This window comes from Streptomyces sp. AHU1 (assembly GCF_045343905.1).
Classification (GTDB): domain Bacteria; phylum Actinomycetota; class Actinomycetes; order Streptomycetales; family Streptomycetaceae; genus Streptomyces; species Streptomyces triticiradicis.
The window spans coordinates 5,625,090-5,639,444 of the sequence record NZ_CP174283.1 but is presented as its reverse complement, the minus strand read 5'-3'; the positions used below and the strand labels follow the sequence as shown (position 1 = coordinate 5,639,444).

Here is a 14,355-nt window from a genome sequence, read left to right as displayed (position 1 = left end):
CGACACCAGCAGCAGCCCGGCGGCGAGGGCCGTCACGGCCAGGAGCGCGGTTCCGCGTCGAGGTCTCACCCTGAATCTCACCTGGTCCTCCTCGCCGTACGGCTCCCGCTCCCGCGGCCGCGGCGCGGCAGGTACACCAGCGCCTCGGTCCCGGCGAAGCGCAGGACGAAGGTCGTCACCAGGGCCAGGGCCGTGGCGGACAGCGCGCCCATCCCGAGGTGGCGGACGAAGAGCGCGATCAGCGGGATGCGCAGCACCAGGTCGGCGTTGGCGAGCAGCGCGAACCGGCCCGCCCGGTCCCACCCCTTGCGGTGCCGTCGGCGTTCCCGGAACAGCAGGTGCTCGATGAGCAGGAAGTTCCAGGCCACGCCGAGCTGGTTGGCGAGGACCTCCGCCGGTACGTAGTGCAGTCCGGCGGCGGTCAGCGCGTAGAGGCCGAGCAGGTTCGGCACGAAGCCGGTGGCGCCGATCAGCCCGAAGGCCGTCATGCGGGCCACCGGCGAGGCGGTGCGCAGCCCGACGAGATGGCGCAGGAACCGCAGGCCCTCCGCCGCGGACGACTTGGACTCGCCCGCGAAACGGTCCTGGAAGACGAAGGGCACCTCGGTGACCCGGCGGGGGCGGCTGCGCACGGCCAGCTCGAGCAGGATCTTGTAGCCGAGCGGCCGCAGCACCTCGGCGGTGACCGCGCTGCGCCGGATCGCGAAGAACCCGCTCATCGGGTCGCTGATGCCGCGCAGCCGGCGCGGGAAGAGCGCCTTGGTCAGCCAGGTCGCACCCCGCGACACCGCGATCCGGTAGCCGCCCGCGAGCCCTTGCCTGCTGCCGCCCTTGATGTACCGGCTGGCGACCACGAGGCCCGCGTGCGTGCGTTCCCCCGAGGCGATCAACTCCGGTACGAGGGACGGCGGATGCTGGCAGTCCCCGTCCATGACGACGATCCACTGGGAACTCGCCGCCTTCAGCCCCTCCACCACCGCGCCGCCGAGCCCGCCCTCGGGCACCTCGCGGTGCAGCACGCTCACCGGGAACGGGCAGTCCCGCGCGGCCTCGGTGATCACCTCGGGGGTGTCGTCCGTGGAGTCGTCCACGAAGACGACCTCGCAGGGCAGCCGCGCCGGCACCGATTCGGTGATCTGGCGCAGCAACCGCCGTATGTTCGCCGACTCGTTGAAGGTCGGTACGACGATGGTGACGGCACCGGGCTCCGGGACCTCGACGGCGCGTACCGCCGGTTCGCCCAGCCCGCCCGGGACAGTGCTCTCGAAACTGCTCATCGACCGCCTCCGGAACGGGCCGTGGTGGTGGTGTCGTTGATGTCGCGGGTGTCGCCGGTGCCGTCGATCCGCCGGATCTCGATGCGGTCCTCGCCGGTGCCGAAGGTGGCGACGGGCGTGGAGTGCTCGATCGCGGCCCTCACGTTCGGCAGGTCGGCCGCGTCGCGCCGTACGGTCGGGGAGGCGACCACGTAGTCGAGGTCCTTCCAGCCCCGGGGCATCGTCCTCGTGACGGCGGGGTCGAGGTCGGCCTTGTAGAACCAGATGGCGCCCAGGCCCGGCCGGTAGCCGTCGTGCACGAGGTCGAGCCAGAGCCCGTCGTCGACCAGGACCCGGGTGTCCTCGGGGTCCTCCACCTCGGTCCGCAGCCATGAAGAGGCCGCCCGGTAGGGGGTGTTGGCGTCGGCCGTCACCGCGGTGCGGTCACCGTCGTACCAGCGGGGCACGACCCAGGCGCCCGCGGCGACCAGCAGCACCGCGGCCAGTCCGCGCCGCCCCCAGGTCACGTACGTGCGTTCCTCCTTCGTCCGCCGTCTGCGCAGCACGGCGTGGGCGACGCTCGCGGCGCCCCCGGCGAGGACGAGGGCGAGGAAGGGGAGCGCCTGGATGACGTACATGGCGGGGAGGTAGCCGCTCGGGCGCAGTGCCACCAGGGCGAGGATAGCCACCGCGAGCGCGGGTCCGGCCAGCGCGCGGGCCGTCACCGACCAGCGGAAGGTGACCAGGAGCAGCAGCGCGCCGGCGAGTCCGCCGAGCGGCAGCACGCGGTCGTAGTACAGCCAGGAATGCAGGACACCGTACGAGCCGGTGCCGCGTTCCAGGATGAATCCGGAACCGGGGCGGCTCATCTGGTAGGTGATGCCCTCCCAGAGCGAGACGTGTCCGCCACCGGGGAACAGCTCGCCCTTGAGCAGGGCGAAGAGCGGATACGCGGCGCCGATCAGCACGCAGGCCGTGACGGCGCCGGTGAGCGCGAACTTGCGGGTGTCGCGATGGCTGTGCCGCCACATCGTGACGAACAGCGCGGGCAGGACGACCAGCATCGTCTCCTTGGTCAGCACGGCGGCGGCGGCCGCGAGGCCCGCGCCGAAGTGGTGCCACAGATGACGGCTCGGCGACGCGGCCAGACAGAACGCGAGCAGCGTCCACGTCACCGCGATGTTGTCGAGGAAGATCTCCCGCTGGAGCACGACCGAGAGCGGGGACAGCCCGAAGAGGACCATCGTGAGCCCGGCCGCCCAGCGCGGCAGCGAGAGCCGGCGCGCGAGGACGTACAGCAGGACCGTGCTGGCCGCGCTGACCACGAGCATCGCGAGGCGCATCGGGCCGACCGTCATCAGGTCCGGGCTGATGTGCGCCGGGATCCAGGTCAGCAGGGCTATCTGGATCCAGCCGAGCGGCGGATGGTCGTACCAGTACGTGTAGTGGGCGAGGCCGTCGCCCTGCTGGACGGCCCAGGCCTGGGCGAGGTAGGTGCCCTCGTCGTCGCTGAGGGCCGGATAGGCGGCGATGTTCCACCCCTGGACGAGGAGGATCGCCGTGAGCAGCGCCGCGCACAGGATCAGATCGGGGCGCGAGCCGCGAAAACGCGGGACGGAAGGCCGTGCCGGGCCGTTTCCGGGCGCGGGAGGCTGCTGCGCGGGGGCCGTGGACGGGGCCGCCGCGGGAAGGGTCGAGGTCACGCGGGAACGTCCTCTCGGCTCGTCACGGCGAGATGCGCGCCGGCGTGACTGGTCAGCTCCCAGTCGTTGCGGCCCTGCCGCTCACGCCAGACGGCACGTACAGCGGCGCCCGCGAGCAGCACCTGGTAGAAGGGCCCGCCGAGGACGAGCTTCAGGTAGTGCACGGCGCGGACGCGCAGTCCGTACTGCTTGCCGAAGTCGTGCAGCCCGACGAGCTCGAAGACGAAGGTGACCAGGGCGGTCACGGCCGGCAGGAAGGTGACGAAGGCGATCCCGACGGGCACGTCGAGGAAGAGCGCGACCGCCACGTTGAGCGGGATGATCACCCCGGAGACCGCCTGGAGATACGGCGTCATGAGCGTGTAGCGGGCGAGCAGCCGCTGTCCGAAGGTGGGCAGCTGCTTCCAGTCGCGCTTGCGGTAGACCTGCAGGAAGCCCTGGTTCCAGCGGGTGCGCTGTCGAAGCAGCGACATCAGCGAGCCGGGCGTCTCCTCCTTGGTCACCATGCCGGAGTCGTACGCGACGACGACCTTCTTGCCGACGCTGGACAGCCGTACGCCGAGATCGCAGTCCTCCGCGAGGCAGTCGGGGTCCCAGCCGCCGGCCTCCCGCAGGACCTTCGTCGTCACGAAGACGGTGTTGCCACCGAGCGGGATGAACCCTTTCTGCGCGTGCAGGTGGAGACGCGAGCGGAACCAGAAGAAGTACTCCAGGCAGTTGCGCAGGCTGTACCAGCTGGAGTGGAAGTTGATGAGCTGCACCCCGCCCTGGACGACGTCCGCGTCCGTCGTGCGGAACGCGTGGTCGACGTGGGCGAGCAGCTCGGGATGCACCTGGTCCTCGGCGTCGAAGACCCCGACCACGTCGCCGCGGCAGTGCGGCAGGGCCGTGTTCATGGCCTTCGGCTTGTTCTTCCTCTCGTGGTGGTCGACGACGACCCGCACCCGCGGGTCGCGCGCCGCCGCGCTCCGGGCCACCTCGGTGGTCTCCGGGTCGTCGTGCCCCACGATGACGATGATCTCGAAGTCCGTGTGGCCGGACTCCAGCAGCCGCCGGACGGTGTGGTCGAGCACCGCCTGCTCGTGCCGCGCGGGAAGCAGCAACGAGAAGGACAGGCTCTCGCCTCCGTCCGGATTGCCGAAGCGGGTGGAGGCCAGCACTTCGGGCGTACGCCACGCGTGCATCTGCCACCACAGGGTGAAAGCGGCCATCCAGAAGAGCGCCAGTGAAACGGCAGCAATGAAGACAGACGTGAGCAACAGATCCCCCCAGATCCCCCGAAACCCCCGGTCGCGACAGCACGTCACTGTCGTTGCGTCACTATGTCGACACTATGGGCAATCTGTGAAGGGTGCGGGTTGTACTAATGAAGAACACGTTTCGTCACACTCGGTCGGCTTGCTGAACAATCCGCACCCTGGAGACCTTTGCCCGGTTGATGGTTATGCGTTTCGGCCGTTCAGAGCCGTACGAAGTCGGTCAGGATCGGTCGTCGGGACATCACACACGAAGTTACGGCAGACGTACGCGGCCGGTTTCCCGTCCACCAGCGGGCGGTCGGCGAGCAGCGGCAGTTCGTCGCTCCCCGGCGTCCCCACGGCCACGACGGCGCCCGGGGCCGTGCCCAGAAGCGCCGCCCGCCGCAGGGCCGCCGCGGCCGGATCGCCCTCCTCGCCCACCACCGCGACCTCCCGGGGACCGTCCAGCAGCGCCTCCGCCACCGCGAGCCCCCATCCGATGAAGCGGGGCGCCCGGGGCCCCAGCGCCTTCACGACGCCCAGCGCCCGCTCGGCGGCGGTGCGGTGGGGCTCCGCACCGGTCTGCGCGCCGTACGACAGCAGCGCCCCGGCCGCCGCGCTCCACCCCGAGGGCGTGGCGTTGTCGGTGGGGTCCTGCGGCCGGCGGATCAGCCGCTCCGCGTCGGCCGCCGTGTCGTACAGCGCGCCGGACTCCGCGTCCGTGAACTGGGCGAGGACGTGGTCGAGCAGGAACCCGGCGAACTCCAGCCAGACCCCTTCCCCGGTCACGGCCGTCAGCGCGAGGAAGCCCTCGGCGACGTCCGCGTAGTCCTCCAGCACCCCCGCGTGGGCGCCCGCCAGGCCGTCCTTGCTGGTACGCACCAGCCGCGCCCGGTCGTCCATGTGCAGCCGTACGAGCAGGTCGGCGGCGCCGATCGCGGCCTCCACCAGGTCGGGGCGGTCGAAGTAGGCGCCGGTCTCCGCGAGGGCGGCCACCGCGAGCCCGTTCCAGGCGGCGACCACCTTGTCGTCGCGCCCGGGGGCGGGCCGGGAGGCCCGCGCGGCGAGCAGCCGCTCCCGCACGGAGGCGATCCTGCCGGCGTCGAAGACCCCTTCCCGCTGCGGCAGCTGGAGCACGGAGGCGCCCTCCTCGAAGGTGCCCTCCTCGGTCACCCCGAAGTGCTGCGCGGCGAGTTCGGCGTCCGCGTCCCCGAGCACCTCGCGCAGCTGCTCCGGCGTCCAGACGTAGTACGCGCCCTCGACGTGGCGGCCGGTGCCGTCGTCGCTGTCGGCGTCGAGCGCGGAGGCGAACCCGCCCTCGCCCGTGCGCAGTTCACGCACCATGAAGTCCGCGGTCTCCAGCGCGACCCGCCGGGCGAGTTCGGACCCGGTGGAACGCCACAGATGGGCGTAGGCGCGGCAGAGCAGCGCGTTGTCGTAGAGCATCTTTTCGAAGTGGGGGATCAGAGGCCCACCCGGTCGCTGCCGCAGGACATAGCGGTGGAAGCCTCCGCCCAACTGGTCGAAGAGACTCGAGCGTGCCATGGCGTCGCAGATTCCCTCGGCCATCTCCAGAGCCGCCTCGGACTGTGTCCGGGCGTGATGCCGCAGCAGGAATTCGATCACCATGCTCGGCGGAAACTTGGTGTCCCCGCCGCCCAGCCAGCCGCTGGCCGGGTCGTAGTCCCGAGTGATCGCCAGCAGTGCCTGCGAAAGCTCGCCCTCCCCGGGAAGGCCGCCCGCTCCGTGATCCAGTTCCCTCCTCGCCAGGTCACGAGTGATCTTCTCGGCGACTTCCCCGACCTCGTCACGTCGGCTCGCCCATGCGCTGTGAACTCCTTCGAGCACCTGGCGGAAGGACGGTGACCCGTGACGGGGCTCGGGCGGGAAGTACGTGCCGAAGTAGAAGGGCTCCCCTTGGGCGGTCATGAACACGGACATGGGCCAGCCGCCCTGTCCGGTCGCGGCCTGTACCGCCTCCATGTAGACAGCATCGACGTCGGGCCGTTCTTCACGGTCCACCTTGATATTGACGAAGTGCTCGTTCATGTAAGCCGCCGTCGTCTCGTCCTCGAAGCTCTCGTGAGCGAGAACATGACACCAGTGGCAAGCGCTGTAGCCCACGCTCAAGAAGACGGGAACATCGCGCCTTCGTGCCTCCTCGAAAGCGGCGGGCTCCCACTGCCACCAGTCGACGGGATTGTCCGCGTGCTGAAGCAGGTACGGGGATGTCGCATGCGCAAGTCGGTTGGCCATGGTTCATCCTTACGCACACGGCAGACCCATGCCCACGTGCCACGAGGGTACGGCGATGGCCTCAGCTCCCCGAGGCCTTGCGCCGGTCCCGTCTTCCATACACTGCTCTGTCCGAATGATCGACCGCCCCCTCGCGCTCGTGCCCCGGCCGAAGGACACTCGTAGGCAAGGGAGTTGCCGTCGGAGGGGGACGTGACATGCGGGACGGCCATCGGGCGGAGGCCGAGCAGTTGTTGGTCCGGGCCGTCGAGGAGGAGGTGCGCCGCTCAGGCGGGCGTACGGACGGGGGCGCCCTGCTGTCGCGGGCGCGGGCCTCGCTCGACGCGATGGCGGAGACGGCCGCCGAGGAGTACACGGCGTACACACGGGCGCTGGACGAGTCCGAGGCGGGGCGGCAGACCTTCGGGCAGCGGTTCGCGCGCGAGGGCTCCGGGACTCCCCTGCTGGTGGCCGCGGTCGGCGCGCTCGCGGCCGTCGCCTGCGACCTGGCCCTCGGCACCGGCGCGGGCACGGCCGTGGGCACCGGAGCGACCGTGGCCGTGGCGGGCGCGGCGGCCACCGTCCTCAAGGTGACGGCCTCGCACGTGCCCGCCGCGAGCCGCCGCGCCGGAGTCCTGGGACAGCCCGGAGGCCCCGAGCAGCTGCGTCTGCAGTGGCTGACGGCCCTGGACGTGCGGGGCGTCCGCCCCTTCCTCGACCAGCAGCGGGTGCTCAGCGCCACCACCGGCGCCAAGAAGGGCGCGCCCCAGCTGCGCCGCACCGACAAGAGCGCGGCGGCCCGGCGGCGCAGCGTGCTCGAACAGTCCTTCGGTCAACTGCCGGACCAGGAAGGCCCGTTCACCGGGCGCCGGAGCGAACTGTCACGGATCGCCCGGTGGGTTCACGCGGCCCGGGCGAGCACGGAGACGAGACCGACGGTCGTGGTGCTGCACGGCGCGCCCGGATCCGGCCGCAGCACGCTGGCGGTCCGGGCGGCGCACGCCCTCAAGGACCAGTTCCGCGGCGCCTGCGTGGTCGACCTGCGGGGCGGCAGCCCGGACGATCCGCCGCTCACCACCCGCGACGCGCTGCTGCACCTGCTGAACCGGCTGGGCGCCCCGCGCGAACAGCTCCTCTTCCGCGAGCGCTCCTCACAGGACCAGCAGGTCAAACGGCTGAGCGAGCTGTACCACCAGCATCTGACGGGCCTGCCCGTGACGATCGTGCTGGACGACGCGAGCGACGCCGAGCAGGTGCGCACCCTGGTCCCCGAGCGCTCCGAGAGCCTGGTCCTGGTCACCGCGCGGGAGCCCCTCGACCTGACCGACGGCCTCTCCGCCTGGGTGCACCAGCTCCCCGTTGAGGCACTGGACGCAGTGGGCTCCGAGGAGCTGCTGACCGCGGCCGCCCAGGACGCGTCCGGCCCCTACGACGCCGAATCCGCCGAGCGGATACGGGAGCTGTGCGGCGGCCTGCCGCTGGCCCTGCGGATCGCGGGTTCCTCGCTCGGCCCCCGCACCCCGCGCGCCCTCGCGGGCGACCTCGCGGCCTACGGCCCCGTGGAACCCGTCGAACGGGTGCTGTGGCTGCGCTACACGGACCAGTCGGACCCGGCACGCCGGCTGCTGCGCCGGCTGGCCCTGGCCGGCCGGGCCTCGCTGGGCGCGGCAGCGGCGGCGGCGCTCCTCGCGACGGACGAACCCGAGGCCGTCCGTCATCTGACCGCCCTGTCCCGGGCGGGCCTGATCGACCACGTGCGCGGCAGCCGCTACCGCCTGCACGACCTCGTGCGGGCCTTCGCCGCGGCCCGGCTGCTCGACGAGGAGGAGGCCTCGGAGCGCACGGCGGCGCAGGAACGCCTGATCGTGAACTACGCGGAGCTCGCCGACTCGGTGATCCGCCTGGTGGACGGCAAGACGTCGACGCGCGCCGACCAGTTCGGACCGCACGGCTTCACCTCCCTGGACGCCGCGCTGCGCTGGCTGGACGACGAGTCGAGCTTCATCACGGCCGCCCTCCGACACGCGGAGGGGGTGGACCAGGCGGCGGTGCTCCACCTCCTGGGCGCCCTGTGCGACTACTGCCTGCTGCGCGGCGACCTGTACCGGCTGGGCGAGATCAGTGAACTGACGCAGGCCGTCGACCAGGGGCTCCTGGTCCGCTCGGTGCAGTGGCGCACCGGTATCGCGGCCCGCCAGCTCGGCGAGCTGGACAAGGCGCGGACGACCCTGGCCGCGGTGGTGGACCTGTACTTCGAGGCCCATCACGACGCGGGGGCCGCGAGGGCCCTGTGCTCCCTCGGCATCACGCTGCACCACCAGGGCGGTCTCGTCGAGGCGGCGGCCAAGCTCCAGGAAGCCATGGACCTGCAGGCCTCGCCCGAGCTGGCGGCCGACCGCGCCTGGACGATGCACGCGCTCGCGGCGGTGGAGCGTGACAGGTCCCGGCTCGGCCAGGCCCTCGGCCTGCTCACCGAGGCCCTGGTCCTGCACCGCGAGAGCGGCTCGGTGCACGGCGAGGCCTGGGCCCACTTCCAGCTCGGCCAGCTGGGTCTGCGGATGGGCGACGTGCCGCGCGCCGAGCGGGAGCTGCGTGAGGCGCTCGACCTGTACGGCCGTACGCGCGACGCCCGCGGCGAGGCCTGGGCGCTCACCCAGCTGGCCCGCGCCCGGCTCGTCGAGGGCGACCCGTCCGCCGCGGTCGACGGGCTGCGCCAAGCGGCCTCCCGGCACCGCGAGAACGAGGACGCGCGCGGCGAGGCCTGGACGGTCTACTACCTGGGCCAGGCCCTGGAGGAGACCGGCGACCTGGACCGGGCGGTCCGTGAGCTGGAACGCTCCCGGACGATGTTCTCCCGCATGCGGGACGTCTACGGGCTGGCCTGCGCCCGCCACCACTCGGCCCGCGTGACCCGCGACCAGCGCGCCGCGCAGACGGGCTCCCTGCGGAACTCGGGCTTCGCCCGCCAGCTCTTCGTCGACGCCCGCGCGGACTTCCAGCGCATCGGGGTGGCTCACGGCGAGGCGTGGACCTGCCTGGAGCTCGCCGTCGTCGACGCCGGGAACGCCCGCACCCAGCAGGCGCTGTCCCTGTGCGACGAGGCCGTCGGCCTGTTCGCCTCGTACGGCGACCGCCGCGGGGAGGACTGGGCCCGCTTCCTGCGCTGCACCCTGCTCCCCTACGCGGCACCGGGCGGCCACGAGGTGGGAGCCGCGGTGGCCCTGGAGGAACTGTCGCAGCTCGCGCGCGCGGGCCACGCCACCCGCGACGGGCGGCTGGACGACTTCATCGAGGCGTACCAGCTGCTGCTGGAGCGGGGAGTGGACCTGGACGCGGGCTGGCAGGCCTGGCGTCTGGGCATGGTGCCGGGCCGGCACGCCCGCGACGTGATGGGCGTACCGGTGACGACGTGAGGAGGAACCGGACCCCGGCGGGGACCGGGCCCCGCGGGGGTCACGGATCCCGCGGGGTGCGGTGTCCGCTCGGCCGGGGTGCGGTGTCCGCTCAGCCCTTCGCCGGGCTGGGCCGGCCGCCGGAGGCGGAACGGTCCGTGCCGCCCGGGCCCTCCGGCCCGCCCTCGGGGTCCTGCTCGAAGGAGACCTTGCCCATGTGACGGTTCATGGACTTCATCAGACCCCAGACGGCCAGGGCCATCACCGCGAAGACGATGAAGCCGAGGACGCCGGGGGTGACCTTGTTCTCGTCGACCTCCTTGGCGAGGGGGACGAGGTGCGTCAGTGCCAGGCTTGCGCTCATGTCAGGCATTGTCGCGGATGCCCGCAAAGAGGTCGTCCTCGGGGAGGGATGTGTCCACGAGGGACTTGGCGAGCTCGTACTCCTCGGTCGGCCAGACCTCCCGCTGGATCTCCATGGGGACCTTGAACCAGCCGCCGTCCGGGTCGATCTGCGTGGCGTGCGCGATCAGCGCCTTGTCACGGATCTCGAAGAAGTCCGCGCACGGGACGTGCGTGGTCAGCGTGCGCTCGGCGCGCTCGAACTCGCTCCAGCGCTTCAGCCAGTCCCCGTACGGCGACTCCATCCCGCGTTCGAGAAGCGCGTTGTGCAGCGCCTCGGTGCGCGGGCGGTTGAAGCCCTGGTTGTAGTAGAGCTTCTGCGGCTGGAACGCCGGACCGAACTCGGACTCGGGGTACTTCTCGGTGTCCGTCGCGCCCTCGAACGCCACCATCGTGATCTTGTGGGTCATGATGTGGTCGGGGTGCGGGTAGCCACCGTTCTCGTCGTACGTGGTGATCACCTGCGGGCGGAACGAGCGGATCTGCTTGACCAGCTCGCCGGCCGCCTTGTCGATGTCCTCCAGGGCGAAGCAGCCCTCGGGCAGCGGCGGCAGCGGGTCGCCCTCGGGCAGGCCCGAGTCGACGAAGCCGAGCCACTCCTGCTTGACGCCGAGGATCTCGCGGGCCTCGTCCATCTCCTTCTTGCGTACCTCGTGGATGTTCTCCTCGATGTACTTGTCGCCCTGGAGCTTGGGGTTGAGGATGGAGCCGCGCTCCCCGCCCGTGCAGGTCACGACCAGCACGTCCACCCCCTCGGACACGTACTTCGCCATGGTCGCCGCACCCTTGCTCGACTCGTCGTCGGGGTGGGCGTGCACGGCCATCAGTCGCAGCTGGTCAGTCAAGACTCAATCCTCGGTCGGTCGGCTGTCGCCTGAGCGGGTCGGCTGTCGGCGCCCGGCGTGATTCCGCGCTCTGGGCGGCTTCTATAGTGACGGAATCGGGGGGCGAATAATTCCGGGGTCCGTCCCGCGGATACCGGCCGAGAGGACGATCATGAGCACGGCGAGCGCGCAGCTGCCCGAGGGCCGGTACGGCCGCTCCGCCGACGAGCGTGCCGACCGGAAGCTCAAGATCGTCGGCGGTGTCCTGGGCGTCGCCCTGATCGGCCTGGTCGGCTGGTTCGGCTACGACTACGTCGCCGGAGCCGAGATCAGCGCACAGGTGATCACCTTCGACGCCGTCTCGGACAGCGCGGTCGAGGTGCACCTGGAGGTGCACAAGAACGCGGGTACGAAGGGTTACTGCACGCTGCGGTCGCAGAGCGCGGACGGCGCCGAGGTGGGCCGCGCGGACTTCCGCTTCGACCAGCACTCGTCCCGCCTCGACAAGGTGGTTACCCTGCGTACGACGGCCCGGGGTTCCACGGCGGAACTCCTCGGCTGCCATTCGGGCTGAGCGGCACCGCCGACTCGGGCCGGACGGCATCGGCACAGGTCCCATCACTCCGGGCGACCGGCGTCTGACCTGCGTCGATGAAATTCTGATGCCTTATGTCCTCCCCTCCGAGCCGCTGAATTGTTAGGCTCGTGGTTTCGCCCACCCGTGAGAGAACATGCTTCAGGGTAGGGCGATGCTTTGTATTCCCAGTACCTACGAGGAGCACCTGTGACCCAGACCAGCGAGAACGTCACCTGGCTGACCCAGGAGGCGTACAACCAGCTCAGGGCCGAGCTGGAGTACCTGTCTGGTCCTGCGCGCACGGAGATCGCCGCCAAGATCGCGGCCGCGCGCGAGGAGGGCGACCTGCGCGAGAACGGCGGGTACCACGCGGCCAAGGAAGAGCAGGGCAAGCAGGAGCTCCGTGTGCGCCAGCTGACCCAGCTCCTGGAGAACGCCAAGGTCGGCGAGGCTCCCGCGGCGGACGGTGTGGTCGCACCGGGCATGGTCGTGACCATCGCCTTCGACGGCGACGAGGACGACACCCTGGAGTTCCTGCTCGGTTCCCGCGAATACGCGAGCTCCGACATCGAGACGTACTCTCCGCAGTCCCCCCTGGGCGCCGGAGTGAACGGCAAGAAGGTCGGCGAGGACGCCCAGTACGAGCTGCCGAACGGCAAGCTCGCCTCGGTGAAGATCCTCAAGGCCGAACCGCACCGGGGCTGAGTCCCGGACAGGCGACGACGATGCCCCCGGCAGCACGCCGGGGGCATCGTCATGTCCGCGTCGATCCGCGCGGCCGCGTCACGCCGTCGCCGGGCGACGCGTCACGCGGTCGCCGGACGGCGGGTCACGCCGTCGCCGAGCGGTACTTTCGGACGGCGAGCGTCCGGAAGATCACCACGATCAGGACCGAGTAGATCACCGAGGCCCAGACGGGGTGCTGCATGGGCCAGGCGTCGGACGTCGACTGCCCCGGGTTGGCGAACAGCACCCGGCACGCCTGCACGGTGGCGCTGAACGGGTTCCAGTCCGCGACGTGGCGCAGCCAGGGGGTCATGTTGCTGGTGTCCACGAACGCGTTCGAGATGAACGTGACCGGGAAGAGCCAGATCAGCCCGCCGGAGGTGGCCGCCTCGGGCGTCCGCACGGACAGGCCGATGAGCGCGCCGATCCAGGTGAACGCGTACCCGAGCAGGAGCAGCAGCCCGAAGGCCCCGAGGACGCGGAACGCGTTGGTGCTGCCGTACGAGCCGACCCGCCAGCCGACCATCAGGGCCACCAGCGCGAGGACCAGCAGGGTCAGCGCGGTCTGCACGAGGTCGGCCAGGGTGCGGCCGGTGAGCACCGCGCCCCGCGCCATGGGCAGCGACCGGAAGCGGTCGATGAGGCCCTTGTGCATGTCGTCGGCGATGCCCGCGCCGGCCCCCGCGGTGGCGAAGGTGACCGTCTGGGCGAAGATGCCGGCCATCAGGAAGTTGGTGTAGGCGGTGGCGCTGGTGCTGCCGCCGATCTTCATGGATCCGCCGAAGACGTACGTGAACAGAACCACGAACATGATCGGCTGGATCAGCCCGAAAATGACCATCTCGGGGATCCGGCTCATGCGGATCAGGTTCCTGCGTGCGATGACCAGGGAGTCCCGGATCGACTGGTAGACCGGGTTCGAGGGTGCCGTGATCCGCACGGCGTCGCCGACGGCGCTCACTTGGCGGTCTCCTTCCTGTTCCTGCCCGTCCGGGCGTCCGCCGGCCCGCCGTCCCCCTCGGCCTTCTCCTCGGCCACGTGACCGGTGAGCGAGAGGAAGACGTCGTCGAGGGTGGGACGGCGCAGGCCGATGTCGTCGATCTCGATGCCACGGCCGTCCAGCTCGCGGATCACCTCCGCGAGGAGCTTCGCGCCGCCGGTGACGGGCACGGTGAGCTTGCGGGTGTGCTCCTCGACCGTCGCCTCGCCCTTGCCGAAGCCGCGCAGCACCTCGGAGGCGGTCGCGATGTGCTCGCGCTCGTGCACGACGACCTCGACGCGCTCGCCGCCGGTCTGCGCCTTGAGCTGGTCGGCGGTGCCGCGGGCGATGACGCGGCCGTGGTCGACCACGCAGATGTCGTGCGCGAGGTGGTCGGCCTCTTCGAGGTACTGGGTGGTCAGCAGCAGCGTCGTACCGCCGGAGACGAGCCGCTTGATGACGTCCCACAGCTGCTGGCGGTTGCGCGGGTCGAGGCCGGTGGTGGGTTCGTCCATGAACATCACCGGGGGCGACACCACCAGGGCCGCCGCGAGGTCGAGGCGGCGGCGCATGCCGCCCGAGTACGTCTTCGCGGTGCGGTCGGCGGCGTCGGCGAGGTTGAACTGCTCCAGCAGTTCGTCCGCGCGGACCTTCGCGGCCTTCGCCCGCATCTGGTAGAGCTGTCCGACCATCTGGAGGTTCTCGCGGCCGGTCAGGTACTCGTCGACCGCCGCGAACTGCCCGGAGAGGCCGACCCTGCGCCGTACCGCGTCGGGGTCCTTGAGCACGTCGACACCCGCGACGACGGCCCTGCCGCTGTCGGGGCGCAGCAGGGTGGTCAGACAGCGGACCGCGGTCGTCTTGCCCGCGCCGTTCGGCCCGAGCAGGCCGAGCACGGTTCCTTCCGGGACATCGAGGTCGACGCCGTCCAGAGCCCTTACGTCACCGAAGGTCTTCACCAGGCCTTCGGCGTATATGGCGCCCGGCATGAGTGTTCTCCACGTCGTTGGGGATTTTCGGATG

At 71.1% G+C, this 14,355-nt stretch carries 11 protein-coding genes; 3 read left to right on the top strand and 8 right to left on the bottom strand.

Features of this window, described 5'->3' with window-relative positions; translation table 11 throughout:
* Positions 1–77: 77 nt before the first annotated feature.
* From ACICHK_RS25255 to ACICHK_RS25240, 4 genes are all read right to left on the bottom strand, one after another.
* Positions 78–1,277 (bottom strand): glycosyltransferase, encoded by a 1,200-nt coding sequence (locus tag ACICHK_RS25255; RefSeq protein WP_406838673.1) that lies wholly within the window; start codon positions 1,275–1,277, stop codon positions 78–80.
* Positions 1,274–2,959 (bottom strand): ArnT family glycosyltransferase, encoded by a 1,686-nt coding sequence (locus ACICHK_RS25250; protein ID WP_406838672.1) that lies wholly within the window; start codon positions 2,957–2,959, stop codon positions 1,274–1,276. Before ACICHK_RS25250 ends, ACICHK_RS25255 begins: the two co-directional genes overlap by 4 nt.
* A complete protein-coding gene (locus tag ACICHK_RS25245; protein WP_406838671.1) occupies positions 2,956–4,218 on the bottom strand; it encodes a glycosyltransferase in 1,263 nt (420 codons plus the stop codon). The genes ACICHK_RS25250 and ACICHK_RS25245 overlap by 4 nt, the downstream gene beginning before the upstream one ends.
* A gap of 183 nt (positions 4,219–4,401) precedes the next feature.
* Positions 4,402–6,453 (bottom strand): thioredoxin domain-containing protein, encoded by a 2,052-nt coding sequence (locus ACICHK_RS25240; RefSeq protein ID WP_406838670.1) that lies wholly within the window; start codon positions 6,451–6,453, stop codon positions 4,402–4,404.
* Between the two features lie 197 nt (positions 6,454–6,650).
* On the opposite strand from ACICHK_RS25240, the gene ACICHK_RS25235 reads away from it, so the two are divergent.
* On the top strand, positions 6,651–9,845 hold the full coding sequence (locus tag ACICHK_RS25235) for a tetratricopeptide repeat protein (RefSeq protein ID WP_406838669.1): 3,195 nt from the start codon (positions 6,651–6,653) through the stop codon (positions 9,843–9,845).
* A gap of 91 nt (positions 9,846–9,936) precedes the next feature.
* Here ACICHK_RS25235 and ACICHK_RS25230 read toward each other — a convergent pair whose 3' ends face one another.
* The gene (locus ACICHK_RS25230; RefSeq protein ID WP_406838668.1) at positions 9,937–10,197 is read right to left on the bottom strand and encodes a hypothetical protein; all 261 of its coding nucleotides are present in this window, start codon (positions 10,195–10,197) and stop codon (positions 9,937–9,939) included.
* A complete protein-coding gene (gene mca, locus ACICHK_RS25225; RefSeq protein WP_406838667.1) occupies positions 10,190–11,071 on the bottom strand; it encodes a mycothiol conjugate amidase Mca in 882 nt (293 codons plus the stop codon). The genes ACICHK_RS25230 and mca overlap by 8 nt, the downstream gene beginning before the upstream one ends.
* Before the next feature lie 151 nt (positions 11,072–11,222).
* On the opposite strand from mca, the gene ACICHK_RS25220 reads away from it, so the two are divergent.
* On the top strand, positions 11,223–11,624 hold the full coding sequence (locus ACICHK_RS25220; RefSeq protein ID WP_406838666.1) for a DUF4307 domain-containing protein: 402 nt from the start codon (positions 11,223–11,225) through the stop codon (positions 11,622–11,624).
* Positions 11,625–11,834: 210 nt separating this feature from the next.
* Positions 11,835–12,332 (top strand): transcription elongation factor GreA, encoded by a 498-nt coding sequence (gene greA, locus ACICHK_RS25215; protein ID WP_151469970.1) that lies wholly within the window; start codon positions 11,835–11,837, stop codon positions 12,330–12,332.
* Between the two features lie 124 nt (positions 12,333–12,456).
* Here the strand turns inward: greA and ACICHK_RS25210 are convergent, their stop codons facing one another.
* Together ACICHK_RS25210 and ACICHK_RS25205 are read right to left on the bottom strand one after the other, a co-directional pair.
* Complete coding sequence (locus tag ACICHK_RS25210) at positions 12,457–13,314, bottom strand: ABC transporter permease (RefSeq protein WP_406838665.1); 858 nt, start codon at positions 13,312–13,314, stop codon at positions 12,457–12,459.
* Positions 13,311–14,321 (bottom strand): ATP-binding cassette domain-containing protein, encoded by a 1,011-nt coding sequence (locus ACICHK_RS25205; protein WP_406838664.1) that lies wholly within the window; start codon positions 14,319–14,321, stop codon positions 13,311–13,313. The genes ACICHK_RS25210 and ACICHK_RS25205 overlap by 4 nt, the downstream gene beginning before the upstream one ends.
* Positions 14,322–14,355 lie beyond the last annotated feature (34 nt).